At 74.2% G+C, this 23687-nt stretch carries 22 protein-coding genes; 9 read left to right on the top strand and 13 right to left on the bottom strand.

Annotated elements, in window-relative coordinates:
• The first annotated feature begins 8 nt into the window (after window positions 1-8).
• From sdhA to AC07D6_RS07380, 4 genes are all read left to right on the top strand, one after another.
• The gene (sdhA, locus tag AC07D6_RS07395) at window positions 9-1763 is read left to right on the top strand and encodes a succinate dehydrogenase flavoprotein subunit (protein ID WP_315878302.1); all 1755 of its coding nucleotides are present in this window, start codon (window positions 9-11) and stop codon (window positions 1761-1763) included.
• On the top strand, window positions 1763-2521 hold the full coding sequence (locus AC07D6_RS07390) for a succinate dehydrogenase iron-sulfur subunit (protein ID WP_315878303.1): 759 nt from the start codon (window positions 1763-1765) through the stop codon (window positions 2519-2521). Before sdhA ends, AC07D6_RS07390 begins: the two co-directional genes overlap by 1 nt.
• Window positions 2522-2716: 195 nt before the next feature.
• Complete coding sequence (locus AC07D6_RS07385) at window positions 2717-2905, top strand: ferredoxin (RefSeq protein ID WP_479042759.1); 189 nt, start codon at window positions 2717-2719, stop codon at window positions 2903-2905.
• 351 nt (window positions 2906-3256) lie between these two features.
• On the top strand, window positions 3257-4045 hold the full coding sequence (locus AC07D6_RS07380; RefSeq protein WP_315878305.1) for a TetR/AcrR family transcriptional regulator: 789 nt from the start codon (window positions 3257-3259) through the stop codon (window positions 4043-4045).
• On the opposite strand, the gene AC07D6_RS07375 is transcribed toward AC07D6_RS07380, so the two are convergent.
• The 3 genes from AC07D6_RS07375 to AC07D6_RS07365 form a co-directional block, all read right to left on the bottom strand.
• Window positions 4032-5591 (bottom strand): ABC transporter substrate-binding protein, encoded by a 1560-nt coding sequence (locus AC07D6_RS07375; protein ID WP_479042756.1) that lies wholly within the window; start codon window positions 5589-5591, stop codon window positions 4032-4034. The two genes, AC07D6_RS07380 and AC07D6_RS07375, sit on opposite strands and share 14 nt — an antisense overlap.
• A gap of 169 nt (window positions 5592-5760) precedes the next feature.
• The gene (locus AC07D6_RS07370; RefSeq protein WP_479042968.1) at window positions 5761-7230 is read right to left on the bottom strand and encodes a metallophosphoesterase; all 1470 of its coding nucleotides are present in this window, start codon (window positions 7228-7230) and stop codon (window positions 5761-5763) included.
• A 12-nt stretch (window positions 7231-7242) separates the two neighbouring features.
• On the bottom strand, window positions 7243-7494 hold the full coding sequence (locus AC07D6_RS07365) for an SCO4848 family membrane protein (protein WP_315878308.1): 252 nt from the start codon (window positions 7492-7494) through the stop codon (window positions 7243-7245).
• Here AC07D6_RS07365 and AC07D6_RS07360 point away from each other — a divergent pair.
• Entirely contained in the window at window positions 7433-8785 is a 1353-nt protein-coding gene (locus AC07D6_RS07360; protein WP_479042754.1) for a D-alanyl-D-alanine carboxypeptidase family protein, read from the top strand. The genes AC07D6_RS07365 and AC07D6_RS07360 overlap by 62 nt on opposite strands.
• Here the strand turns inward: AC07D6_RS07360 and AC07D6_RS07355 are convergent.
• From AC07D6_RS07355 to trpS, 3 genes are all read right to left on the bottom strand, one after another.
• On the bottom strand, window positions 8751-9644 hold the full coding sequence (locus tag AC07D6_RS07355) for a YihY/virulence factor BrkB family protein (protein ID WP_315878310.1): 894 nt from the start codon (window positions 9642-9644) through the stop codon (window positions 8751-8753). The two genes, AC07D6_RS07360 and AC07D6_RS07355, sit on opposite strands and share 35 nt — an antisense overlap.
• A 368-nt stretch (window positions 9645-10012) precedes the next feature.
• Window positions 10013-10609, bottom strand: a complete 597-nt coding sequence (locus AC07D6_RS07350) for a 2'-5' RNA ligase family protein (RefSeq protein ID WP_315878311.1) — start codon at window positions 10607-10609, stop codon at window positions 10013-10015.
• Window positions 10610-10718: 109 nt separating this feature from the next.
• Window positions 10719-11732 carry a tryptophan--tRNA ligase gene (gene trpS, locus AC07D6_RS07345; RefSeq protein ID WP_315878312.1) on the bottom strand — a complete coding sequence of 338 codons (1014 nt, stop codon included), beginning with the start codon at window positions 11730-11732 and terminating at the stop codon, window positions 10719-10721.
• A gap of 528 nt (window positions 11733-12260) precedes the next feature.
• Between trpS and rocD the strand changes: the two genes are divergently transcribed.
• A complete protein-coding gene (rocD, locus tag AC07D6_RS07340; RefSeq protein ID WP_315878313.1) occupies window positions 12261-13466 on the top strand; it encodes an ornithine--oxo-acid transaminase in 1206 nt (401 codons plus the stop codon).
• Window positions 13467-13568: 102 nt separating this feature from the next.
• Here rocD and AC07D6_RS07335 read toward each other — a convergent pair whose 3' ends face one another.
• The 3 genes from AC07D6_RS07335 to pdxR all read right to left on the bottom strand — a co-directional run bounded on the left by AC07D6_RS07335 (window position 13569) and on the right by pdxR (window position 16569).
• Window positions 13569-14750: a glutathionylspermidine synthase family protein gene (locus AC07D6_RS07335; RefSeq protein ID WP_479042748.1), complete on the bottom strand. Its 1182-nt coding sequence runs from the start codon at window positions 14748-14750 to the stop codon at window positions 13569-13571.
• 19 nt (window positions 14751-14769) lie between these two features.
• Entirely contained in the window at window positions 14770-15063 is a 294-nt protein-coding gene (locus tag AC07D6_RS07330; RefSeq protein WP_479042746.1) for a hypothetical protein, read from the bottom strand.
• A 66-nt stretch (window positions 15064-15129) separates the two neighbouring features.
• Entirely contained in the window at window positions 15130-16569 is a 1440-nt protein-coding gene (pdxR, locus tag AC07D6_RS07325) for a MocR-like pyridoxine biosynthesis transcription factor PdxR (RefSeq protein WP_315878316.1), read from the bottom strand.
• 46 nt (window positions 16570-16615) lie between these two features.
• On the opposite strand from pdxR, the gene AC07D6_RS07320 reads away from it, so the two are divergent.
• Genes AC07D6_RS07320 through AC07D6_RS07310 form a run of 3 tightly spaced genes read left to right on the top strand, consistent with a single transcriptional unit; the run spans window position 16616 to window position 18486 of the window.
• Window positions 16616-17185: a carboxymuconolactone decarboxylase family protein gene (locus AC07D6_RS07320; protein ID WP_315878317.1), complete on the top strand. Its 570-nt coding sequence runs from the start codon at window positions 16616-16618 to the stop codon at window positions 17183-17185.
• A complete protein-coding gene (locus AC07D6_RS07315; RefSeq protein WP_479042742.1) occupies window positions 17182-17925 on the top strand; it encodes an isocitrate lyase/PEP mutase family protein in 744 nt (247 codons plus the stop codon). The genes AC07D6_RS07320 and AC07D6_RS07315 overlap by 4 nt, the downstream gene beginning before the upstream one ends.
• Window positions 17926-17955: 30 nt before the next feature.
• Entirely contained in the window at window positions 17956-18486 is a 531-nt protein-coding gene (locus AC07D6_RS07310; protein WP_479042740.1) for a GNAT family N-acetyltransferase, read from the top strand.
• 20 nt (window positions 18487-18506) lie between these two features.
• Here the strand turns inward: AC07D6_RS07310 and AC07D6_RS07305 are convergent, their stop codons facing one another.
• From AC07D6_RS07305 to AC07D6_RS07290, 4 genes are read right to left on the bottom strand one after another with little or no spacing between them, the layout of a single operon-like run.
• A complete protein-coding gene (locus tag AC07D6_RS07305) occupies window positions 18507-19550 on the bottom strand; it encodes an ABC transporter substrate-binding protein (protein WP_479042738.1) in 1044 nt (347 codons plus the stop codon).
• A gap of 41 nt (window positions 19551-19591) precedes the next feature.
• Window positions 19592-21970: an ABC transporter permease gene (locus AC07D6_RS07300; protein ID WP_479042736.1), complete on the bottom strand. Its 2379-nt coding sequence runs from the start codon at window positions 21968-21970 to the stop codon at window positions 19592-19594.
• Complete coding sequence (locus AC07D6_RS07295; RefSeq protein ID WP_479042733.1) at window positions 21967-23031, bottom strand: quaternary amine ABC transporter ATP-binding protein; 1065 nt, start codon at window positions 23029-23031, stop codon at window positions 21967-21969. The genes AC07D6_RS07300 and AC07D6_RS07295 overlap by 4 nt, the downstream gene beginning before the upstream one ends.
• The gene (locus AC07D6_RS07290) at window positions 23028-23384 is read right to left on the bottom strand and encodes a hypothetical protein (RefSeq protein WP_479042731.1); all 357 of its coding nucleotides are present in this window, start codon (window positions 23382-23384) and stop codon (window positions 23028-23030) included. The genes AC07D6_RS07295 and AC07D6_RS07290 overlap by 4 nt, the downstream gene beginning before the upstream one ends.
• Between the last annotated feature and the right edge of the window lie 303 nt (window positions 23385-23687).

The raw sequence follows: 23687 nt of genomic DNA, 5'->3' as shown, positions 1-23687 counted from the left end.
TCCACACCATGAAGATCCACAAGTACGACACCGTCATCGTCGGCGCCGGCGGCGCGGGCATGCGCGCCGCCATCGAGGCGACGAAGCGCAGCCGCACCGCCGTGCTCACGAAGCTCTACCCCACCCGCTCCCACACGGGCGCCGCGCAGGGCGGCATGGCCGCCGCGCTGGCGAACGTGGAGGAGGACAACTGGGAGTGGCACACCTTCGACACGGTCAAGGGCGGTGACTACCTGGTCGACCAGGACGCCGCCGAGATCCTGGCGAAGGAGGCCATCGACGCCGTCCTCGACCTGGAGAAGATGGGCCTGCCGTTCAACCGGACCCCGGACGGCACCATCGACCAGCGCCGCTTCGGCGGCCACTCCCGCAACCACGGCGAGGCCCCGGTCCGCCGGTCCTGCTACGCCGCGGACCGCACCGGTCACATGATCCTCCAGACGCTGTACCAGAACTGCGTCAAGGAGGGCGTGGAGTTCTTCAACGAGTTCTACGTCCTCGACCAGCTCATCACCGAGGTCGACGGCGTCAAGAAGTCGGCCGGCGTGGTCGCGTACGAGCTGGCCACCGGCGAGATCCACATCTTCCAGGCGAAGGCCGTCATCTACGCCTCCGGCGGCTGCGGCAAGTTCTTCAAGGTGACGTCGAACGCGCACACCCTGACCGGCGACGGCCAGGCGGCCGTGTACCGGCGCGGGCTGCCGCTGGAGGACATGGAGTTCTTCCAGTTCCACCCGACGGGCATCTGGCGCATGGGCATCCTGCTGACGGAGGGCGCCCGCGGTGAGGGCGGCATCCTCCGCAACAAGGACGGCGAGCGCTTCATGGAGAAGTACGCGCCGGTCATGAAGGACCTCGCCTCCCGCGACGTCGTCTCCCGCTCCATCTACACGGAGATCCGCGAGGGCCGCGGCTGCGGCCCCGAGGGCGACCACGTCTTCCTGGACCTGACGCACCTGCCGCCGGAGCAGCTGGACGCCAAGCTCCCGGACATCACCGAGTTCGCCCGTACGTACCTGGGCATCGAGCCGTACACGGACCCGATCCCGATCCAGCCGACCGCGCACTACGCGATGGGCGGCATCCCGACGAACGTCGAGGGCGAGGTCCTGGCGGACAACACCACCGTCGTCCCGGGCCTGTACGCGGCCGGCGAGGTCGCCTGCGTGTCCGTGCACGGCGCCAACCGCCTGGGCACGAACTCGCTGCTCGACATCAACGTCTTCGGACGCCGCGCCGGCATCGCCGCCGCCGCGTACGCCGCGAAGGCCGACTACGTCGAGCTGCCGGAGAACCCGGCGTCCTTCGTGGAGGAGCAGGTCGAGCGCCTGCGCAACTCCACGGGCACCGAGCGGGTCGCCGAGCTCCGCCGCGAGCTTCAGGAGACCATGGACGCCAACGTCATGGTGTTCCGCACCGAGCAGACGATCAAGACCGCGGTCGAGAAGATCGGCGAGCTGCGCGAGCGCTACCGGAACGTCGCCATCCAGGACAAGGGCAAGCGGTTCAACACCGACCTGCTGGAGGCCATCGAGCTGGGCAACCTGCTCGACCTGGCCGAGGTCATGGCCGTCTCGGCGCTGGCCCGCAAGGAGTCCCGCGGCGGTCACTACCGCGAGGACTACCCCAACCGCGACGACGTCAACTTCATGCGTCACACCATGGCGTACCGCGAGGTCGGCGACGACGGCACCGAGACCGTCCGCCTCGACTACAAGCCGGTCGTCCAGACCCGCTACCAGCCGATGGAGCGTAAGTACTGATGGCTACCCCGACCCTGGAGAAGACGGCCGCCAAGTCCGACGTCTCCCCCTACATCACGGTCACGTTCCGGGTCCGCCGCTTCAACCCCGAGGTGTCGGACGAGGCGCAGTGGCAGGACTTCCAGGTCGAGATCGACCCGAAGGAGCGCGTGCTCGACGGTCTCCACAAGATCAAGTGGGACATGGACGGCTCGCTGACCTTCCGCCGCTCCTGCGCGCACGGCATCTGCGGCTCCGACGCGATGCGGATCAACGGCAAGAACCGGCTGGCCTGCAAGACGCTGATCAAGGACATCAACCCGGAGAAGCCGATCACGGTCGAGCCCATAAAGGGCCTGACGGTCCTCAAGGACCTCGTGGTCGACATGGAGCCGTTCTTCCAGGCGTACCGGGACGTGATGCCGTTCCTGATCACGTCCGGGAACGAGCCGACGCGGGAGCGCCTGCAGTCCGCGGAGGACCGGGAGCGCTTCGACGACACGACGAAGTGCATCCTGTGCGCCGCCTGCACCTCGTCCTGCCCGGTGTTCTGGAACGACGGCCAGTACTTCGGCCCGGCCGCGATCGTCAACGCCCACCGCTTCATCTTCGACTCGCGTGACGAGGCGGCGGAGCAGCGGCTGGAGATCCTCAACGACAAGGACGGCGTGTGGCGCTGCCGCACCACGTTCAACTGCACGGACGCCTGCCCGCGCGGCATCGAGGTCACCAAGGCGATCGCCGAGGTCAAGCGCGCGCTGATCACGCGCCGCTACTGACGTTCCGGCGAACGGCCCGCATCCGTACTGGTGTACGGATGCGGGCCGTTCGCGGTTTCCGGCCGGTCCGCGCGGGCCGACCAGGTGCGGCGGACGGCGGTCCCGGCGGTCCCGGCGGGGGAGATTCCCGTCGAATCCGGCGACACGCTCCAGGGGTGGTGGAGTTGCCGGCGGTCGGGTGAGAAGGCTGGGTCCATGCGTATCTCCATCGATCCCCACCGCTGCATCGGGGCGGGCCAGTGCGCCCTCACGGCCCCCGACGTGTTCGTCCAGGACGACGACGGCTACGGCGCCCTGCTCCCCGGGCACGACCCGGACGCCCCGATGGTGAAGGAGGCGGCCCGCGCCTGCCCGGTCCGCGCCATCGCGGTCACCGACTCCTGACGGGGCCGGGAAGCCGGCCGGAGCCGCCGAGGGGCCGTCGGCGGCGGCCGGGGGTCCCCACCCGGGCACCCGGCGCGGCGTGCCCGGGCGGCGTCTTCACCCTCGACCGGATCCACCCCCGCCGCGCCCCGGAGCACGGGCGACCGCCCGTCCCGCCGCGGGCGCGGCTCCCGCCGCCCCCCGGTGGCGGGCGGCGTCGACCGGACCGGGCCGTCACGACGCCGGGTGCGGGGGGGCGGGCCGCCACGACCGCCGGTACGGGAGCGGTCTGCCACGACCGCTGGTACGGGAGCCGGGCCGTCACGGCGGCGGGTGCGGGGGGTCGGACCCGTCCCGTTAGGCTCGGGTGCTGTGAAGGACCGGAAGGCGCCCGCCAAGGTGCCGAAAAGCGAGCAGACGCGCGCCCTCATCCTGGAGACCGCGCTCCGGCTGTTCCAGGAGCGCGGCTACGACAGGACGACGATGCGGGCCATCGCCCAGGAGGCGGGCGTGTCCGTGGGCAACGCCTACTACTACTACGCCTCCAAGGAACACCTGGTCCAGGGCTTCTACGACCGGATCGCCGCCGAGCACGAGGCGGCGGTCCAGCCGGTGCTGGCCGGCGACCCGGACCTCGCGGCGCGCATCCGGGGGGCGCTGCTGACCTGGCTGGACGTGGCGGAGCCGTACCACCGGTTCGCGGCGCAGTTCTTCAAGAACGCCGCCGACCCGGAGAGCCCGCTCAGCCCGTTCTCGCCCGAGTCGGCCGAGGCGCGCCGGGCCGTGATCTCCATCCACGAGCGGGTGCTGCACGGCTCCGACACCAAGGCCGCGCCCGAACTGGCCGGTCTGCTCCCCCCGATGCTGTGGCTGATGCACATGGGGCTGGTGCTGTTCTGGGTGTACGACCGGAGCGAGGGCGCCGAGCGGAGCCGCCGGCTCGTGGAGCGGACGGCCCCGCTGGCCGCGCGGGCCATCGCGCTCTCCCGGTTCCGGGTGCTGCGGCCGCTGGTGCGGCAGGCCCACGACGTCATCGCGGAGTTCATGCCGGGCGCCGGGGAGGCGCTGGAGAAGGACGCGGTCGCGGACGGCGCGTCCCGGGCGCCCGGCGGGAACGGACCGGCACAAGGCGCCGCCCGGGGGCGGGCTACAGCCAGCTGAGCCGCCAGAGGCGCCAGATGCCCGTGCCGTCGGACAGGTACTGGGAGCCCGTGACGTCCGGGCTGCTCAGCACGTAGTCCTTCTTCTGCCACAGCGGCACGAGCGGCACGTCCTCGGCGACCCGCGCCTGGATCTCCTTGAAGTCGTCCACGGCCCTGGACCGGTCGCCGTACTGCTGGGTGGCGGCGATGAGCCGGTCGACGCGGCTGTCGGCGTAGGCGTTCTGCAGGGCGTTGTCCCGGCCGACGAGGGGCTGCGTGAAGCTGTCCGAGTCGGGGAAGTCCGGGAGCCAGCCGAGCCCGTACGCGTCGTACGCGCCGTTGGCGTAGCCCTTCTGGAACTCCTTCCACTCCGCGGAGACGATCTTCACCCGGAACAGTCCGCTCGTCTCCAGTTGGCGGCGCAGCTCGACCGCCTCCGCCGCCCACGTCTCCCCCGCGCGGTGGGCGTAGGTGAAGCTGACGGGCGTGTCGACGCCCGCGTCACGCAGCAGCTTCCGCGCCTGCTCCACGGCCCGGTCGCCGTCGGGGTAGAGGTCGAAGAAGGGCGTGCTGTGGCCGACGAAGCCGCGCGGGATCAGCGAGTACAGCGGCTCCACCGTCGAGTGGTGCGGACCGTCGGCGATCCTGTGGCGGTCGATCAGCGTGGCCACGGCCCGCCGTACCGCCTTCTCCGCCATCGGGGAGTCCTCGCGGACGTCGAAGACGACGCTGCGGATCTCCGCCGTGGTGGCCTCCGTCATCTGGACGCCCTCCTCGCTCGGGTCGAACGTGGAGATCATCTGCGGCGGGAGCTGGCGGTGGGTCACGTCGATGTCGCCGCTGCGCCAGGCGGCGGCGAGCTGCTCGCCCTCGGCGAAGTACCGCACCTCGACCGGCGTGCCGGGCCGCGCCATGGCGCCCCGGTAGTGCGGGTTGGGCTCCAGCAGGGCGCGGACGCCGGGCTGGTACTCGGCGAGCACGTACGGGCCGGAGCCGTCGACGGCGGTGCCCTCGCGCAGCCTGTCCTCGGGGTAGCGGGTGCTGTCGACGATCGCGCCCGCGCCCGTGGCGAGCTTCAGCGGGAACGTCGCGTCCCGCGCGCTCAGCTCGAAGACGACCTCGCGGCCCCGGGCGGTGACGCTCTCCAGCGTCGGGAACAGCGCCGCCGGGCCGACGTCGGCGGCGATGCCGAGCATCCGGTCGAACGAGTACTCCACGTCCCGCGCGGTCACCTCGCGGCCGTTGGAGAAGACCAGCCCCTCCCGCAGCGTGCACGTGTACGTCGTGAGCGAGGTACCGGTGAAGCCGCAGGTGTCGGCCGCGTCGGGCACCGGGTTCGTGGAACCCGGCTCGAAGGTCAGCAGCGACTGGTAGACGTTGCTGTAGACGGCCCAGGAACCGGCGTCGTACGCGCCGGCCGGGTCCAGTGACGAGACGTCGTCGGTCGTGCCGACGGAGATTGGCCGGTTCTTCCCCTCGTCCGTCGGCAGTAGCTGCCAGGCCCCCACCCCGGCCGCCACCAGAAGAACACATATCGTGATGATCCGGACATGGATCGATCGCATAGCCGCGATTCCTTTCACGCCCTCCCCTGAGCGATGGCGCAAACTCAACCACGCACCGTTCACTTAGGGAAGGGTGAACCTTCACTTCCTCATCACATCGCCCCCGCGACCTGCGGAACAGGGGCGGGGGCGAGAGTCGAGGGGTGAAGCCGCGGGGGCCGGCGGGCGGTCAGGCGTGGCGGGAGGCCAGTTCCACGACCGTGATGTCGGAGGGGGCGCCGACGCGGACCGGCGGGCCCCAGGCGCCCGCGCCGCGCGACACGTACAGCTGCGTGTCCCCGTACTGCTCCAGGCCCGCGACGGTCGGGTTGGCCAGCTCCGCGAGGAGGTTGCCGGGCCACAGCTGGCCGCCGTGGGTGTGGCCGGACAGTTGGAGGTCCACCCCGTGCCGCACCGCGTCGTGGATCATCACCGGCTGGTGCGCGAGGAGCACGGCGGTACGGGCCCGGTCGCGGTCGCCGAGGGCGCGGACGAAGTCGGGGCCGTCGCCGTAGTTCTCGCCGGCCACGTCGTTGACGCCGGCCAGGTCGAAGCCGGCGGCGATCTCGACGCGCTCGTTGCGCAGCGGGCGCAGACCGAGGTCGCGGACCTCCTCCACCCACTCCTCGGCGCCGGAGAAGTACTCGTGGTTGCCGGTGACGAAGAAGCTGCCGTGGCGGGCGCGCAGCCGCGCCAGCGGCTCGGCTGCCGGGCCCAGGTTCTCGACGGAGCCGTCGACGAGGTCGCCCACGACGGCGATCAGGTCCGGCTGCGTGGAGTTGACCGCGTCGACGATGCGCTGGGCGTGGGCGCGGCCGAGGGTGGGACCGAGGTGGATGTCGCTGACGACGGCTATGCGGTAGCCGTGGGCGGAGCGCGGCAGCTTGGCGAGGGGGACGGTCACCCGCTTGACGGCGGGGCCGCGCAGGACCGTGTGGGCGCCGTGGGCGACGGTGCCCACGGCGGCGGCCGTGGCGGTCACCGCGAGGACCCTCGACACGAACAGGCGCCGGGGCATGCCCGGACCGGCGTCCTCCCCGGCCCGCGGCTCCTCCTCCCGCACCACCGCCGGGGGGTCCTCGGCGGGAGCCGTCGCGAGGGCCGTACCGCCCTGGGGCGCACTGCTCGGGGCCGCACCGCCCCGGGGCGCGGCGTCCGCCGCCGGGCTCCCGGCAGGTCCGCCGGGGGCGGGCTCCCCCGGGGCCTCGGCCCCGCGCGGCCGGAGGGAGCCCCCGTGGGCCCCGGCGGGACGCGCACCGGCGGCGACCGGCTCGGCCGGGGCGGAGAACTCGGCCGGGGCGGCGGGCCCGGCCGGGGCGGCGGGCCCGGCCGGGGCGGGGCGGCGTCCGGCCCTCGCGGGCAGGCGGAGGAGGACCGGGCGCAGGGCCTCGGTCACCAGCAGCGCCAGCACCAGGTACAGCAACGTCGCCAGCCACAGGAAGCCCGGCCACGACACGACCTGCTGCAACCGGAACGGGAACCCCGCGCGTCCCGCCGTCAGCGCGCCGAGCGCCAGCAGCGGCAGGACGAACGCCGCCGCCGTCCCCGCGCGGCGCGGCCCGCTGCCGGGGCGGGTGACGTCGCGCACCAGGCGGCGCCACACGTACCAGTGCGCGAGGCCCAGCAGGGCCAGTACCAGCGGGATGACCAGCAGGACCAGCACGGGCCCCTCCTACTTCTCGTCGCGTTCGCGCTTCAGGGCCCGCACTCCGCGCAACCCGATCACGCCAATGGCCGTCCCCAGGAGAAAGGACGTGACGGCCAGCAGAAGATGAACCCAGAAGTATCCGGTGGGGTCACCCGCGTCGTCGAAGGCGAGGCCGCTCGCGTCGTTCCAGAGGTTCTTGACGAAGGTGATCCAGATGAACCAGCTCCAGACCCCGAACGCGAGCAGGAACCAGGAAGCGGAGCGGCTGAGTCTCATGGGTCCAGTATCCGGTGCACCGGTGTCGGCAGGCGCGCCGGGTGGCTGTACGTTCTCGAACGTGCTTCCTCTCACGAAGGCCGCCTCCGTCGTGGCCGCCGCCGCGCTGCTCCCCCTCGCCGCCGCCGGTCCCGCGCTCGCCGCGCCGTCCCCGCAGCCCAAGCCCCCCGCCGTCATGTCGACGGTCGGCGGCGCGCGGCTCGGCAAGCCGGGCACGCAGGTGGACCTCGCGAACGGGGCGCCGGTCCTGCCGAAGGAGCTGAGCGGCCGGTCCTGGATCGTGGCGGACGCGGAGAGCGGCGCCGTGCTCGCCGCGCACAACGCCCACTGGCGGCTCGCCCCCGCGTCCACGATGAAGATGCTGTTCGCCGACACGCTGCTGCCGAAGTTCCCGAAGACGCAGAAGCACCTCGTCGGGGCCGGTGAGCTGTCGCGGCTGGGCGACGGGTCCAGCCTCGTGGGGATAAAGGAGAAGCACACCTACACCGTCCACGACCTGTGGCTCGGGGTGTTCCTCCGCTCCGGCAACGACGCCGTCCACGCGCTGGCGGAGATGAACGGCGGCATAGCGAAGACGGTGCGGGAGATGAACGCGCGCGCCGACGAGCTCCAGGCGCTCGACACCGAGGTGGTCTCCCCGGACGGCTACGACGCCGAGGGCCAGGTGTCGTCGGCGTACGACCTGACGCTGATCGCCCGCAGCGGCATGCAGAACAAGGACTTCCGCGAGTACTGCTCGACCGTGCGGACGCAGTTCCCCGGCGAGCAGGAGCCCGGCGGGAAGCGCACGACGTTCGAGATCCAGAACACCAACCGGCTGCTGACCGGCGCCGACGGGGTCATGCCGTACAAGGGCATCGCCGGTGTGAAGAACGGGACGACGACGCACGCAGGGTCGACCTTCACCGGGGTCGCCGAGCGCAACGGCCGGGTGCTGCTGGTGACCGTGATGAACCCGTCGTCGAAGGAGCCCCACGCCGTCTACAAGGAGGCCGCGCGCCTCCTCGACTGGGGCTTCGCGGCGGCGGGGAAGGCGCGGCCGGTCGGCGAGCTGGTGCCGCCGAGGTCCGCGAAGACCGGGACCGCGGCCCCCAGCGCCTCCCCCGACGGGCCGGACGACGTCCGGACCGAGGTCGTCGGGGACGCGGCCGAGGCCGCCGTGGCCGGGCCGGGGAAGGCCGGGTCGGACGGGGCCGGGGTCGCCCTCGCCGTCGCCGGCGGGGTGCTGGCGACGCTGGCGGGCGCGGCATTCGTGATCAACCGGCGGTGGCCGGCGCAGAAGGGCCGGTAGCGTCCTTCCGGCGGCCTCCCGTGGCGGACCAGGCGGCGCAGAACAGCAGCAGCCGGGCGGTGAAGCTGATCCACAGCAGCAGGGCGACGGGCACGCCGAACGCCCCGTACATCGACTTCGCCGCCACCCCCCGGATGTAGCCGCCGAGGAGCAGCTTCAGCAGTTCGAAGCCGACCGCGCCGATCAGGGCGGCGGTGACCAGGTCGCGGCGCGGCGGCTCCACCCCGGGCAGCAGCGTCAGCAGGTACAGCAGGAGCAGGAAGTCCGCGAGGACGGCGATGGCGAGCGCGGCCGTGTGGAGCAGGACGCCGCCGGCGCCGCCTTCGGGGATGCCCAGCCGGTCGGCGGCCCAGCCGACGGCGGTGGCACCCAGGGTGGACGCGGCGAGCGAGACGAGCGCCGTGCCGCCGAGTCCCAGCAGGAGCAGGGCGTCCTTGCCCTTGCGGACGATCGGATTGCCCTCGTCGGTGTCGTCCAGGGCCCACACGGCGCGCAGGCAGTCGCGCAGGGAGCCGACCCAGCCGATGCCCGTGAACAGCAGCACACCGCCGGCGACGAGGCCGACCGTGCCGGCGTTGTCGACGAAGGCGCCCAGGTCGAGCTGGTCGGAGATGCCCGGCACCTGCTCGCTGAGCGTGTCCTGGGCGGTGCGCAGCCGCTCGTCGCCGAGGAGGGCGGCGCCGACGACGGCACCCAGGGTGATCAGCGGGAAGAGGGACAGGAAGCTGATGAACGTGATCGCGGCGGCGAGCCGCGTCCAGTGGGCCCGGTCCAGTGTCTCGTAGGCGTACCAGGCGTGGGTGCGCATGAGCCGGGCGGCCCAGGGGCCGATGACGGGGAGCTTGGTCAGCCAGTCCATGGCGGTACGCCTACCACCGGACGGCCCGCGCACCGCCCCGGCTCGCCCACCGGCCGCCACGCGACGCGGCGACCGGCCGGCCGCGCCGGGCGGAGGACGGCGGCCGAACGCCCCGGGAGGGAGGCGACGGCCGGACGCGCCGGGCACGGAACGGCGGCCAGTCGCACCGGGCAGGGGGCAGCAGCCCGACGCACCGGTCGGGAAGCGACGGCCGGACGCACAACGGCAACCGGGCGCACCGGACGGAAGGCGGCGGCTGAACGCGCCGGACAGGGAACAGCAGCCCGACGCGCCGGGCGGAGGGCGCCGACCGGACGCGCCGGGCGGGAAGCGGCGGCCGGGCGCGCCGGGCGGAGGACGGGCGGGGGTCAGCCGCCCTGCGGGGCGGTGGCCGGCTCGTCGACCGGTGAGCCCTGGGCGGGGACCGTCCTGGCGGGGCCGCAGCCGCCGAAGTCGTACGTGCGCAGCTTGCGCCACACCGCGTCGGCGCCCTGCTCGTACAGGGCGAAGGAGCACACCGTCCACGCCGCCTCGAAACCGGCGAGCTCCGAGAAGGCGCGGTCCATCGCCTCGTCGGGGATGCCGTGCGCGACCGTGACGTGCGGGTGGTACGGGAACTGGAGCTCCCGGGCCAGCGGCCCCGACGCGTCGCGGATGTGCTGCTGGAGCCGGGCGCACGCCTCGCCGCCCTCGACGACCCGCACGTAGACGACCGGGGAGAGCGGCCGGAACGTGCCCGTGCCGCTCAGCCGCATCGGGAAGGGGCGCCCGGCCGCGGCGACCGAGGCCAGGTGGGCCCGGATCTCCGGCAGCCGCCCGGCGTCCACCTCCGTCGGCGGGAGGAGCGTGACGTGCGTGGGGATGCCGTGGGCCGCGGCGTCGCCGAAGCCCGCGCGCCGCTCCTGGAGCAGGCTGCCGTAGGGCTCCGGGACCGCGATCGAAACGCCGAGCGTTACGGTCCCCACGTCGTTCTCCTCATCCTTCGGTCGTGTCCGTGCGGGCGCGCCGGGGCGCGCCCGCGAGTCGCTCGCCAGTGTGGCCCTTCGGCCGGTCCCGTGGCCAGATCCGTCCGGCTCAGTGCTTGGCGGGCAGGAAGCCCACCTTCTCGTAGGTCTGGGCGAGGGTCTCCGCCGCGACGGCCCGGGCCTTCTCGGCGCCCTTGGCCAGGATCGAGTCCAGCGTCTCCGGGTCGTCCAGATATTCCTGCGTGCGCGTCCGGAACGGCGTGACGAAGTCCACGACGATCTCCGCGAGGTCCGTCTTCAGGGCGCCGTACATCTTGCCCTCGTACCCCTCGACCAGGTCGTCGACCGGGGTGCCGGTGAGCGTCGACATGATCGTGAGGAGGTTGCTGACGCCGGGCTTGCCCTCCGGGTCGAAGCGGATCACCGTGTCCGTGTCCGTGACGGCGCTCTTGACCTTCTTCGCGGTCGTCTTCGGGTCGTCCAGGAGGTTGATCAGGCCCTTGGGGTTCGCCGCCGACTTCGACATCTTCGCCGTCGGGTCCTGGAGGTCGTAGATCTTCGCCGTCTCCTTGAGGATGTACGGCGCGGGGACGGTGAACGTGTCGCCGAAGCGCGTGTTGAACCGCTCCGCGAGGTCGCGGGTCAGCTCGATGTGCTGCCGCTGGTCCTCGCCGACCGGGACCTCGTTGGCCTGGTAGAGCAGGATGTCCGCGACCTGGAGGACCGGGTACGTGAACAGGCCGACCGTGGCGCGGTCGGCGCCCTGCTTGGCGGACTTGTCCTTGAACTGCGTCATGCGGGACGCCTCGCCGAAGCCGGTGAGGCAGTTCATGACCCACGCGAGCTGCGCGTGCTCCGGGACGTGGCTCTGGACAAAGAGGGTGCACCGCTCCGGGTCGAGACCGGCGGCGAGAAGCTGGGCGGCGGCCAGGCGGGTGTTGGCGCGGAGCTCGGCCGGGTCCTGCGGCACGGTGATCGCGTGCAGGTCGACGACCATGTAGAAGGCGTCGTGGGACTCCTGCAGCGCGACCCACTGACGGACCGCGCCGAGGTAGTTGCCGAGGTGGAAAGAGCCTGCGGTGGGCTGGATTCCGGAAAGCACACGAGGGTCAGCAGAGGCCATGTCCCTCATTCTCTCAGGTCCGGCGGGCAGCTCGGGACTGCCTGTGGACAACCGGCCGACCGCAGGCGGGTCTTCGCGCCGGGCCGGAACGCCGGGCGGCCGGATGCCGTACCGCGGGGTCCACGGCCTCCGCGCGGACCGGCCGGGGCGTCGCCGTCCCGGCGCGCGGCGGCGGCGCCCCGGCCGGTCCGCTCCGCGACGGCGGCCGTGTGCTCCGTACCGGGGCCGCGGCGGCGGGGCGGGTGGCGGGGGCCGGTCACCGCGGCCTCCGGGGCGGGCGGCGCCAGAGTCGCCCCGGGGCCGGACGCACGGCGGACGGGACCCGGGCGGACAGCGATCCGTGTGGCCCGTGCGAGCCGTGCGGTCCGTGGTGCGCGGTTTCCCCGGGGCCGGTCCCCCGTGCGCCGGCCACCGCGCGTACGGATCACCCGGTCGCCGCGCCGCGCCGGGCCTCCCGGTCCGCGTCGCGCGCGGCCGTCGCGAGTGACGATGGGGACGACCGGCCGTACGACGACGAACGGAGACCCCGTGTCGACAACGCAGGACGCGATCGCCGCCGCCGAGGCGCACAGCGCGCACAACTACCACCCGCTGCCCGTCGTCGTCGCGACGGCGGAGGGCGCGTGGATGACCGACGTCGAGGGGCGCCGCTACCTCGACATGCTCGCCGGCTACTCGGCGCTGAACTTCGGGCACGGCAACCGCCGTCTGATCGACGCCGCCAAGGCGCAGCTGGAGCGGGTGACGCTGACGTCGCGCGCCTTCCACCACGACCGGTTCGCGGAGTTCTGCGCGCGGCTCGCGGAGTTCTGCGGCATGGAGTCGGTGCTGCCGATGAACACCGGGGCGGAGGCGGTGGAGACCGCCGTGAAGACCGTCCGGAAGTGGGGCTACCGGGTCAAGGGCGTCCCGGAGGGCACCGCGAAGATCGTCGTGGCGGCGGGCAACTTCCACGGCCGGACGACGACGATCGTCAGCTTCTCGACCGACCCGGAGGCCCGCGCCGACCACGGCCCCTACACGCCGGGCTTCGAGATCGTCCCGTACGGGGACCTGACGGCACTCGGCGCGGCGCTGTCCGACAACGCGGTGGCCGTGCTGCTGGAGCCCATCCAGGGCGAGGCGGGCGTGCTGGTGCCGCCGCCGGGCTACCTGGCGGGCGTGCGGCGGCTGACCCGCGAGCGGGACGTGCTGTTCGTCGCGGACGAGATCCAGTCGGGCCTGGGGCGGACGGGGAGGACGTTCGCGTGCGAGCACGAGGGCGTCGTCCCCGACGTGTACGTGCTGGGCAAGGCGCTCGGCGGCGGGATCGTGCCGGTGTCGGCGGTCGTGTCGAGCGCGGCGGTGCTGGGCGTGCACCGGCCGGGCGAGCACGGGTCGACGTTCGGCGGGAACCCGCTGGCGTGCGCGGTGGCGCTGGAAGTGCTGGCGATGCTGCGGACCGGCGAGTACCAGCAGCGGGCCGCGGAGCTGGGCGACCACCTCCACCGGGAGCTGGGGCTGCTGGTCGACGGCGGGGCGGTGCGCGAGGTGCGCGGGCGCGGTCTGTGGGCCGGGGTGGACGTCGACCCGTCGAGGGGCACGGGCCGGCAGGTGTCGGAGCGGCTGCTGGAGCGGGGCGTGCTGGTGAAGGAGACCCACGGGTCGACGATCCGGCTCGCCCCGCCGCTGACGATCTCCAAGGAGGACCTGGACTGGGGCCTGGAGCGGCTGCGGGAGGTCCTCGCGGGGTGAGCGGGGTGAGCCCGGGGGAGCGCCGGGAGAGCACGGGCTGAGCCCGGGGCAGCGCGGGCCGCCCCCGTGCCGCCGGGGTGTCCCGGCGGCACGGGGGCGGCGTCACCGGATGACGTGCGGCAGGAAGCGCGCGTACCCGTCGGTGACCAGGCCCGACGACTCGCGGATGCCGAGCCCGGCCGCCTCGTCCTCGACGACCCACGCGCCGAGCACGACCCGGTTGCCGTCGAAGTCGGGCAGCGGGGCGAGGGCCTGGTAGCAGCACGGTTCGGGGCGCACGGCGGGCGGGGCGCCCGGCTCGTGGACGGTGACCCCGGCGCCCTCGCGGCCCAGCAGCGGCTTGGCGACGTACCCGCCCTCGGCGGCCAGCTCGCGCGGGCCGTCCAGGTAGGCGGGCAGCAGGTGGGGGTGGCCCGGGTACAGCTCCCACAGGACGGCGAGGAGCGCCTTGTTGGAGAGGAGCATCTTCCACGCCGGTTCGATCCAGCAGGTGCTGCCGGTGCCGCCGCCGTTGTCGAGGGTGTCGAGGACGTACGGGCCGAACTCGTCGGTGACCAGCCACTCCCAGGGGTAGAGCTTGAAGCAGCTGCGGATGAAGCGCAGCCGGTCGTCGACGAAGCGGCCCGACAGCCGGTCCCAGCCGATCTGCTCCACGGACAGGGCCTCGGTGGCGATCCCGGCCTGTTCGGCGGTCTCGCGCAGGTACGCGACCGTCATCAGGTCCTCGCCGATCTCGTCGCCCTCGGAGTGGACGAAGTGCAGCGGGCCGGGCGGCAGGAGGCGGGCCTGGCGCCGCCACGCGTCGACGAGCCGCTCGTGGAGCGAGTTCCACTGGTCGGCGCCGGGGAAGCGGTCCTCCATCCAGAACCACTGCGGGCTGGCCGCCTCGACGAGCGAGGTGGGCGTGTCCGCGTTGTACTCCAGCAGCTTGGCCGGGCCCCGGCCGTCGTAGCGCAGGTCGAACCGGCCGTACACGGAGGGCAGCTCGGCGCGGCGCCGCCAGGACTCGGCGACCAGCGCGGCGAGCCGCCCGTCGGTGATGCCGAGATCGGCGAAGCGGTCCTGCTCGACGATGTGCGCGGCGGCGGCCAGGCACATGCCGTGCAGCTCCTCGACGACCTCCTCCAGTGCCTCCACCTCGGGGAGGGTGAAGGAGTAGTAGGCGCTCTCGTCCCAGTAGGGGCGCAGCGAGCCGTCGGGGTGGCGGGTGAGCGGGTAGACGCAGCCCTGCTCCTCGACGATGCGCTGCCAGTCGGGGCGGGGCTCGATCGTGTGGCGTTCCATGGTCCGTACGGCTCCGGGGTCAGCCGCCGCCGCTGCCCGAGCAGCCGAAGCCGCCGCGCTGGACGGCGGACTTGTCGAAGCTGCCGCCGTCGACCCTGCCGTTCTTGGCGGACCCGCCGTAGTAGTACGAGCCGCTGCCGCCACCGCTGCCACTGCTGCCGCTGCCGTCGCGGCACTTGTAGTCGGGCAGGACCTCGCGGGTGAGCGGGTCGACGCACCGCTTGTCGGGCTCGGAGCTCCCGCAGGACGTGAGGGTCAGCGCGAGGGCGCCCATCCCCCCGAGCACGACGTGACTCGATCGCAGTCTGCGCATGTGGTGTGGTTCTCCCCCGTTGTCGCGTGGAACGCCGCACAGACTAGAGGGCGTCGTTCACGCGTGCTACGGCAGGACCCTGCACAGGGCGTCGAGGGCGCCGGGCCAGGCGCTGTCGGTGGGGGTGGCGTAGCCGACGACGAGCGCGTCGCGGCCGGGGGCCGCGTCCGGGTGGCGGAAGGCGTCCAGGCCCTGGAGGGCGAGGCCCTGGTGGGCGGCGGCGTGCAGCACGGCCCGCTCGCTGCCCGGCGGCAGTTCCAGGACGGCGTGCAGCCCGGCGGCGATGCCGGTGACGCGGATGCCGGGCGCCCGCTCGGCGAGCGCCGCCACGAGCTGGTCGCGGCGGCGCCGGTACCGCAGCCGCATGCCGCGCACGTGCCGGTCGTACGCGCCGGAGGAGAGGAACTCGGCCAGGGTGAGCTGGTCGAGCGTGCTCGACGCCCACTCGATGGAGCCCTTCGCCTCCAGCACCTCGTCAACGAGCTGCCGGGGCAGCGCCATCCAGCCGAGGCGCAGCCCGGGCGCCAGGGACTTGCTGGCGGTGCCCAGGTAGACGACCCGCTCCGGGTCGAGGCCCTGGAGGGCGCCGACGGGCTGCCTGTCGTACCGGAACTCGCCGTCGTAGTCGTCCTCCAGCACCAGCCCGCCAAAGGCCCGTGCCCAGTCGACGAGCGCGGCCCGCCGGTCCGGCGCGAGGGCGCCGCCGAGCGGGAACTGGTGGGCGGGCGTGATCAGGACGGCGCCGGGTCGGAGCCCGCCGTCCTCGGTCAGGGCCTCGGTGCGGGTGCCGAGCCCGTCGAGCGGCAGCGCCGGGGTGCGCAGCCCGGCGTCGGCGAGGGCGCCCCAGTGCACGTCGAGGCCGTACGACTCGACGGCCACGTCCCGGACGCGGCGGCGCCGCAGGACGGCGGCGAGCAGCATCAGCCCCTGGGCGAAGCCGGAGCAGACGACGATCCGGTCGGGGGTGGCGCGCACGCCGCGCGAGCGGGCCAGGTACTCGGCGAGGGCGGCGCGCAGTTCGGGGCGGCCACGCGGGTCGGCGTAGCCGAACGCCTCGTGCGGGGCGTTCGTCAGGGCGCGGCGGGCGGCCTTGAGCCACTCGGCGCGGGGGAAGGAGGCGAGGTCGGGCGTGCCGGGGTGGAGCGTGTGGAGGGGACGGCCGGAGCGGGGGCCGCCGCGCTGCCACGGCAGCGGCGCGGCGGCCGGTGCCCGCCGGGAGGGCGGGGCGGCGGCGGCGCGGCGGGCGACGCGGGTGCCGGAGCCCTGGCGGGCGGTGAGCCAGCCCTCGGCGACCAGTTCGGCGTAGGCGTCGGCGACGGTGTTGCGGGCGATGCCGAGGTCGGCGGCGAGGGAGCGGGACGACGGCAGCCGGGTGCCCGGGGCGAGGCGACCGCTCCTGACGGCGTCGCGGAGGGCCTCCATGAGTCCGGCGCGCAGGCCGGGGCCCTGGATCTCCAGGTGGAGGTCGGCTCCGAAGGCCGCGGAAATGGCCCGTGATTCCGTCATGGAAATGGACCATACCGGGACGCCAACGGGGACGTACGGTCGAGGCATGACGACGAACACGCAGCAGAACGACGCCCCCGCCGGCACCCCGGCCGACAGCCACGCCGACGCCCTCCCGGCCGGCGGCGGGTACGCCGCCGAGCACCCGGCCCGCCTGGTCCTCCCGGAGCACGCCCCGGAGGTGTACAAGGCGATGGTCCGGCTGGACGCCGCCGCCCACAAGGGGCTCGACCCGGTGCTGGTCGAGCTGGTCAAGATCCGCGCCTCGCAGCTCAACCACTGCGCGTTCTGCCTGGACATGCACCACAAGGACGCGCTGGCGGCCGGTGAGAGCGTCGGGCGGATCGTGCAGCTCAGCGCCTGGCGGGAGTCGCGGCACTTCTACACGGAGAAGGAGCTGGCCGCGCTCGAACTGACCGAGGCGATCACCCTCCTGACGGAGGGTTTCGTCCCGGACGAGGTGTACGAGCGGGCGGCCGAGCACTTCGACGAGGTGGAGCTGTCCCACCTGATCGCGTCGATCATCGTGATCAACGCGTGGAACCGGATCGCCGTGACGTGCCGCTCGGTGCCGGGCCGCTACACGCCCGGCCAGCACAAGGGCCACAGCGCGTGACGCGACCGCGCGGGGCGGGGCTCGCGCAGGCGTTCCGGGCCCTGCACCGCGGCCGGGCCCCGGAGGACCCGCTGGTCCTCCCGGGCCCGTGGGACGCGGTGAGCGCGCGGGTCTTCGCCGAGGCGGGGTTCCCCGCGCTCGCGACGCCGTCCGCGGGGGTGGCGGCGTCGCTCGGGTACGAGGACGGGCACACGCCCGCGGACGAGATGTTCGCGGCGGTGGCCCGGATCGTCCGCGCCGTGGACGTCCCCGTCTCGGCCGACCTGGAGGGCGGGTACGGGCTGCCGGCGAAGGAGCTGGCGGCGCGGGTCCTCGACACGGGCGCGGTGGGCGTGAACCTGGAGGACGGCGGGGACGGCGGGCTGAAGGACCCGGCCGCTCACGCCGACTGGCTGGCGGAGTTCCGCGCGGCCGTGGGTGACGCCGTGTTCCTCAACGCCCGCGTGGACACGTACGTGCGGGGCGTGCCGGACCCGGAGGAGACGGTCCGGCGGGCGCGGCTGTACGTGGAGGCGGGCGCGGACGGCGTGTACCCGCTGCTGGCGCCGCCGGACCTGCTGCCGGTGCTGCGCGCGGAGGTGGACGTCCCGGTCAACGCGTTCGCCGCGCCCGACGGCCCGTCGCCCGCCGAACTGGGCCGGCTGGGCGCCGCCCGGATCACGTACGGCCCGGTCCTCCAGCACCGCGCGGCGGCGGCCCTGCGCGGCATCGCCGGGGCCCTGTGGGCCGAAACCGGTTGAGCGGGCGGCCGGGTGGGGTAGCAAGGGAGGGTGCTGCGAGGCGAGAAGGCCGGGCTGCGGGCCCGGCACGACGACGACGGGCCGGTGCTCCACGCGGAGTTGTACGACGACGTGGTGACCCGGTCCGGCGCCAGCTCCAAGCCCTGGGTGCCGATCCCGGTGGGCTCGGCGGACTCCCCGTACGCGGGCCCGGGGACCGGGGAGACCCGGGTGCCCTTCTCGGTGGTGGAGCTGGCGTCGGGCGAGCTGGCGGGCGAGGCCCTGCTGTGGGGCATCGACCCCCACAACCGGCTCGCCCACCTGGGGATCTCGCTCCGCCCCGCCTTCCGGGGTCGCGGGCTGGCGACGGACGCGGTCCGCGTGCTGTGCACGTACGGGTTCGCCGTGCGCGGGATGTGGCGGCTCCAGATCGAGGCCCTCGCCGACAACGTCCCGATGATCGCGGCCGCGGAGCGGGCCGGGTTCACCGTCGAGGGGACCCTGCGGCGCTCCGCCTGGGTGCACGGCCGCTTCGTCGACGAGGTGGTCCTCGGCCTGCTCGCGGAGGAGTGGGCGGCCTGACGCCGGGGCCGCCCCGCGGGTCACCCGGGGAGCCAGGTCCTCCAGGTGGCCTCGTTGGCCCGGACCCACTTCTCGGCCGCCGCCTCCGGGGTCAGCTTCCGGTCGGCGATCATCTGGGCGACCTCGTTCTGCTGCTCGGTGGTCCACGTGAAGTTCTTCAGGAACTCGGCGGCCTCACCGCCGTTCTTCGCGAAGTCGGCGTTGAGGAACTTCCGCAGCGGCGTCCGCGGGTAGCCGCAGGCGACCTCCTCCGGGTCGGCGTCGCAGCCCTCCTCGTGCGGGGGCAGCTTCACCTCGACGAGGTCGACCTGCTCGTTCAGCCACTGCGGGGTCCACCAGTAGGTGAGGAACGGCTTCTTCTCCTGGGCGTACTTCCTGATGGCGGTGATCTGCGCCGCCTCGGAGCCCGCGTAGGTGGGCTTGAGGTCCAGCCCCAGGTTCCTGATGATCGCCTCGTCGTGGGTGACGTAGTCGGGCGAGCCCTCCAGGATCTGGCCCTTGCCGCCGCTCTCGGCGGTCGCGAGCTCCTCGGCGTACTTGTCGAGGTTCTTCCAGTCCGTCACGTCCGGGTGGGCGTCGGCGAAGTACTTCGGGACGTACCAGCCGATGTGCCCGGTCACGCCGAGGTCTCCGCCCCTGGCGACGGTCTTCTTCTCCTCGACGTACCGCTTCTCCTCCTCGGGGTGGCCCCAGTCCTCCAGGACCGCGTCGATGTCGCCCCTGGACAGAGCGTCCCAGGCGAGGATCCCGCCCAGTTGCTGCGTCTTGACGTCGTAGCCGAGCTCGTTCTCCAGGAGGTACTCGGCGACGGCCGTGTTGGCCTGGGCGCCGACCCAGGAGGGGACGGTCAGGACGACGGTCCTGTCGGTGGTGCCCGCCCGCTGGGACTTGCCGGTCTCGGCGGCGCCGCACGCGCTGAGCGCGAGGACGCCGAGGGCGGCGGCGACCGCGGTCGCGGTGCGGACGGCACGGCGGGCGCGGGCGGGGCGGGCGGGTCCGGCAGTACGGACGGTACGGGCAGTACGGGCGGGGCGGGTGTGGTGCGCGGGGTCGGCGGTGGGCATGGGGGTGCTCCTGGTGGGGGGTGCGGGGAGGCGGGCGGCGGTCAGGGCCGGGGCTCGCACGCGGCGGGCTGCGTGATCCGGTCGAGGACCAGACCGAGGCAGACGATCGCGAGACCGGCGGTCACACCGGTGCCCATGTCGCCCTGTGACAGGCCCTTCACCACGTCGTAGCCGAGCGCTCCGCCACCGACGAGGCCGCCGACGACGACCACGGCGAGGACCAGCACGACGCCCTGGTTGACGGCGAGCCCGAGCGCCGGGCGGGCCAGCGGGAGCTGCACCTGGAAGAGCTGCTGCCGGGTGGAGGCGCCCATCGAACGGGCCGCCTCCAGCGCCGCCGGGTCGACCTCGCGCACGCCCTGCGCGGTGATGCGGACGACGGCGGGCAGCGCGTACACGACCGCCGCGGTGATCGCCGCCGCGCGGCTGACGCCGAACAGGGCGACGACCGGGATCAGGTACACGAACTGCGGCATCGTCTGGAGCGTGTCCAGCACCGGCCGCAGCCAGCGCTCGACCCACCGCAGCCGGGCGCACGCCACGCCGGTGAGCACGCCGACGACGAGAGTGACGGCGAGGGCGGCGACGACCTGGGAGAGCGTGTCGAGGGACTTCGTCCACACGCCGAGCACACCGGTCGCGGCGAGCGCGGCCGTCGCGGTCAGCGCCGTCGCCCACGTGCCGACCAGCCGGGCCAGGACGGCGACGGCCAGCAGCAGTGCCCACCAGGGGAGCCACTGGAGGCCGTCGCGCAGCGGGTTGAGCAGTCCCAGCGTGAACGCGTCCGACCAGACCTGGGTACCGCCGACGAGGGGCACGCCGGTGGAGAGGTGGTCGACGACCCAGTCCTGTGCCCGGTTGACCGGGGTGGAGATGTCGTACGTCCAGCCGCGCGGCCAGGCGGCGCCGCCGAGCGCGCGACCGACGAGCACGGCGGCCAGGACGCCTCCGGCGGCGAGCGCCCACGCGGACCGGCCGTGCAGGAGGCCGCGGCGCTGCGCGGCGTCGTCCAGGTGGTCGCCCGCGGCGGCGGTCGTGCGGTCCAGCCAGACGGCGATCAGCACGATCGGGACGCCCGCGGCGAGGGCCTTGCCCACGTCGACGGTGGACAGCGCCGAGTAGACCTCCTCGCCGAGGCCGCCCGCGCCGACGAGGGCGGCGACGACCACCATGGACAGCGCCATCATGATCGTCTGGTTGAGGCCGAGGAGCATCTGGCGGCGGGCCAGGGGCAGTCGCGCGGTCCACAGCCGCTGGCGGCCGTTCGCGCCGAGCGACACGGCCGCCTCCAGGACGCCCTGGTCGGCGGAGCGCAGGCCGAGCGCGGTGAGCCGGGCCATGGGCGGGGCGGCGTAGATGACGGTGCAGAACAGCGCGGCGGGCGTGCCCGTGCCGAAGACGAGCACGAAGGGCAGCAGGTACGCGAAGGCGGGCAGCACCTGCATCGTGTCGAGGACCGGCCGCACCACGCGGTCCACGCGGTCCGACAGCCCGGCGGCGAGGCCGATGAGCGCACCGAGCAGCGCGGCGACGGCCACGGCGACGGCCATCAGGGCGAGGGTGAGCAGCGTGGCGTCCCACATGCCGAGCAGCCCGCACGCGGCGAACGCCCCGAACGCCACGCAGGCGACCCGCGCGCCGCGCCGGCCGGACCCGGCGGCGCGCCAGGCGAGCAGCACCCCGGCGGCGAGGACGCCGGGCCAGCCCATGGCGGCGAGCACCTGGTACACGGCGTCGACGGCGTCGGTGGCGGTGTTGGAGAGGTGGAGGAGGAAGTACAGGAAGAGGGGGTGGGTGTCCCGGTTGTCGAGGACCCACCGGCCGGCCCCGTCGAGCGGCGCGGAGAGGTCCACGGTCAGCCCCGCCGGCCACCCGCCGCCCCCGAGCACCAGGGCTCCGGCGATCCCGAGCACGGCGACCAGCGCGACCCCGCCGAGCGTCCGCACCGTCCGCCGCGGAACCCGGCGCCCCCCGGCCGCCGCGGTGCCGCCGTCCGACGGGGTGGCGGCGTCCGGCGCGGACGGCGGGGGCGGTGGGGCGGCGGCGCCCGACGCGGGGAGACCGGAGCGCGATGCGGACGGGGCGGTCGTCAGCCCCGCCCCGCCCGGCGTGGCCGCCGCGGTGCCGCCGCCCGGCATGGGCGGCGGGGTGGCGGTGCCGTGCGGCGCCCGGGGACGGACGACGGTCGTGGGGGGCCCGTCGTTCGTCGTCCCGGCGGTGGCGACCGCGCGGGCCGGGGGCGCCGGGAACGCCGGGGGCGCCGACCGCAGGGCGGCGGGCGTCTCCCGCAGGGGCGCGGACGTCCCGCCCGGGGTGGCGGGGGTTTCCCCCGGGGTCGCGGTGCCGGTGGGGTGGGGGATGCGGGGGGTGGTGGGGCGCTTCTTCCCCGGGCCCTGTTTCGGGGTGGCGGTGGAGGTCATGCGGCCGCCCTTCCGGCCGGGAGCGTGACCCCCGCGACGACGCCCAGCAGGGTCTGGGGGTCGACGACGCCCAGGCAGCGGCCGTTCTCGACGACGCGGACCGGGGCGCCACCGCCGCGGGCGGCGGCCGTGATGGCCTCGGAGACGGTCGCGGCGGGCGGCAGCGCCGGCCCGCTCCCCGCGTCGTCCGCGCGCACCGGGCGCATGGCCGTGCGGACGGTCACGACCTGTTCGCGCGGCACGTCGCGGACGAAGTCCCGTACGTAGTCGTCGGCGGGGGCGCCGACGATCTCCTCCGGTGTGCCCACCTGGACGATCCGCCCGTCGCGCATGAGGGCGATCCGGTCGCCGACGCGCAGCGCCTCGCCGAGGTCGTGGGTGATGAAGACCATCGTGCGGCCCTCCTCGCGGTGGAGCCGGACGACCTCCTCCTGCATGTCGCGGCGGATCAGCGGGTCGAGCGCGCTGAACGGCTCGTCGAACAGCAGCACCTGGGGGTCGACGGCGAGGGCGCGGGCGAGCCCGACGCGCTGCTGCTGACCGCCGGACAACTGGCCGGGCCTGCGGTGCTCCAGTCCGGCGAGACCGACCTTGGCGACGAACTCGGCGGCCCTGGCGCGCCGTTCGGCGCGGCCGACACCCTGGATCTCCAACCCGTACGCGACGTTGTCGAGGACGGAGCGGTGCGGGAGCAGGCCGAAGTGCTGGAAGACCATGGCGGCGCGGCGACGGCGCAGCTCACGCAGCCGGCCGCCGTCCATGGCGAGCACGTCGTCGCCGTCGATCTCCAGCGTGCCGGAGGTCGGTTCGACGAGCCGGGTCAGGCAGCGGACGAGGGTGGACTTGCCGGAGCCGGACAGGCCCATGACGACGAAGACCTCGCCCTGGTGGACGTCGAAGGACACGTCCCGGACGGCGGCGGTGCAGCCGGTGCGGGCACGCAGGTCGGCCGGGGTGAGGCCGGCGAGTTCGGGGTCGTGGGGGACGCGGTCGGCCTTCGGTCCGTAGACCTTCCACAGGCCGCGGACGCCGAAGACGGGTGTCGTGGTGGCGACGTTCACCAGGCGTCACCGCCCGGCAGCTCGGCGGTCTTCTCCCCGACCCCGGGCACCGCCACCACCGGGTTGACGGCGGTCGTGGTCGGGAAGACGGACGCGCCGGTGACGCGCGGCCCGTCCAGTCCGCGCACCCTCACGGCCCGTACGGCGGCCGGAGTGGCCGGCCACGGACCCCGGCCGCGGTCGAACGCCCCGCGTGCCGCGGCGGTTTCGGCGTCGGCGCCCCCGGCCCCGCCTCCCGCCACGACCGCGAGGACCGTGGCGTCGGCGGGGTCGAGGACCTCACGGGTGGCTCCGGAAGCGGCTGCTGGCCGCTCCCCCGCCACGTGGATGCTCTTCTGTTGGTGCTCCGGCACTTCGCGTGCTGCCTTCCCTGCCCTACGTGGTCAGGACCGTCCCTGACCGGCGACCGGGCCCCCTGCCCGGGGCGGGGAGAAGCATGCGCGAAAGTGGTGGGCGTCACGCGTGCGGGGTCGTCCGCGTCGCCGCGCGCGGCGTCCTCGGAGGGCGGTCCGACCACCCGCGGCGGCAGCGGCCGGCGTGCGGCGGGCGCGGTGAACGCCGGTCCGGGCACCTTCCGGCCGTGCCCGCGCAGCAGTAGGCCCCCGGCGGCGCGAGGCCGTCCGGGGGCTTCCTGGTGGTACGGGCGGTACCGGGTG

The sequence above is a fragment of the Streptomyces sp. NPDC045287 genome (assembly GCF_056432325.1).
Note: the sequence above shows the minus strand (reverse complement) of the source record. Positions and strands in the feature narration are given on the sequence as shown.

Coding starts and splice junctions, on each gene's coding strand:
- sdhA (WP_315878302.1), top strand. CDS start 9: ATGAAGATCCACAAGTACGACACCGTCATCGTCGGCGCCGGCGGCGCG.
- AC07D6_RS07390 (WP_315878303.1), top strand. CDS start 1,763: ATGGCTACCCCGACCCTGGAGAAGACGGCCGCCAAGTCCGACGTCTCC.
- AC07D6_RS07385 (WP_479042759.1), top strand. CDS start 2,717: ATGCGTATCTCCATCGATCCCCACCGCTGCATCGGGGCGGGCCAGTGC.
- AC07D6_RS07375 (WP_479042756.1), bottom strand. CDS start 5,591: ATGCGATCGATCCATGTCCGGATCATCACGATATGTGTTCTTCTGGTG.
- AC07D6_RS07360 (WP_479042754.1), top strand. CDS start 7,433: ATGAACCAGCTCCAGACCCCGAACGCGAGCAGGAACCAGGAAGCGGAG.
- AC07D6_RS07365 (WP_315878308.1), bottom strand. CDS start 7,494: ATGAGACTCAGCCGCTCCGCTTCCTGGTTCCTGCTCGCGTTCGGGGTC.
- AC07D6_RS07355 (WP_315878310.1), bottom strand. CDS start 9,644: ATGGACTGGCTGACCAAGCTCCCCGTCATCGGCCCCTGGGCCGCCCGG.
- trpS (WP_315878312.1), bottom strand. CDS start 11,732: ATGGCCTCTGCTGACCCTCGTGTGCTTTCCGGAATCCAGCCCACCGCA.
- AC07D6_RS07335 (WP_479042748.1), bottom strand. CDS start 14,750: ATGGAACGCCACACGATCGAGCCCCGCCCCGACTGGCAGCGCATCGTC.
- AC07D6_RS07330 (WP_479042746.1), bottom strand. CDS start 15,063: ATGCGCAGACTGCGATCGAGTCACGTCGTGCTCGGGGGGATGGGCGCC.
- pdxR (WP_315878316.1), bottom strand. CDS start 16,569: ATGACGGAATCACGGGCCATTTCCGCGGCCTTCGGAGCCGACCTCCAC.
- AC07D6_RS07320 (WP_315878317.1), top strand. CDS start 16,616: ATGACGACGAACACGCAGCAGAACGACGCCCCCGCCGGCACCCCGGCC.
- AC07D6_RS07305 (WP_479042738.1), bottom strand. CDS start 19,550: ATGCCCACCGCCGACCCCGCGCACCACACCCGCCCCGCCCGTACTGCC.
- AC07D6_RS07300 (WP_479042736.1), bottom strand. CDS start 21,970: ATGACCTCCACCGCCACCCCGAAACAGGGCCCGGGGAAGAAGCGCCCC.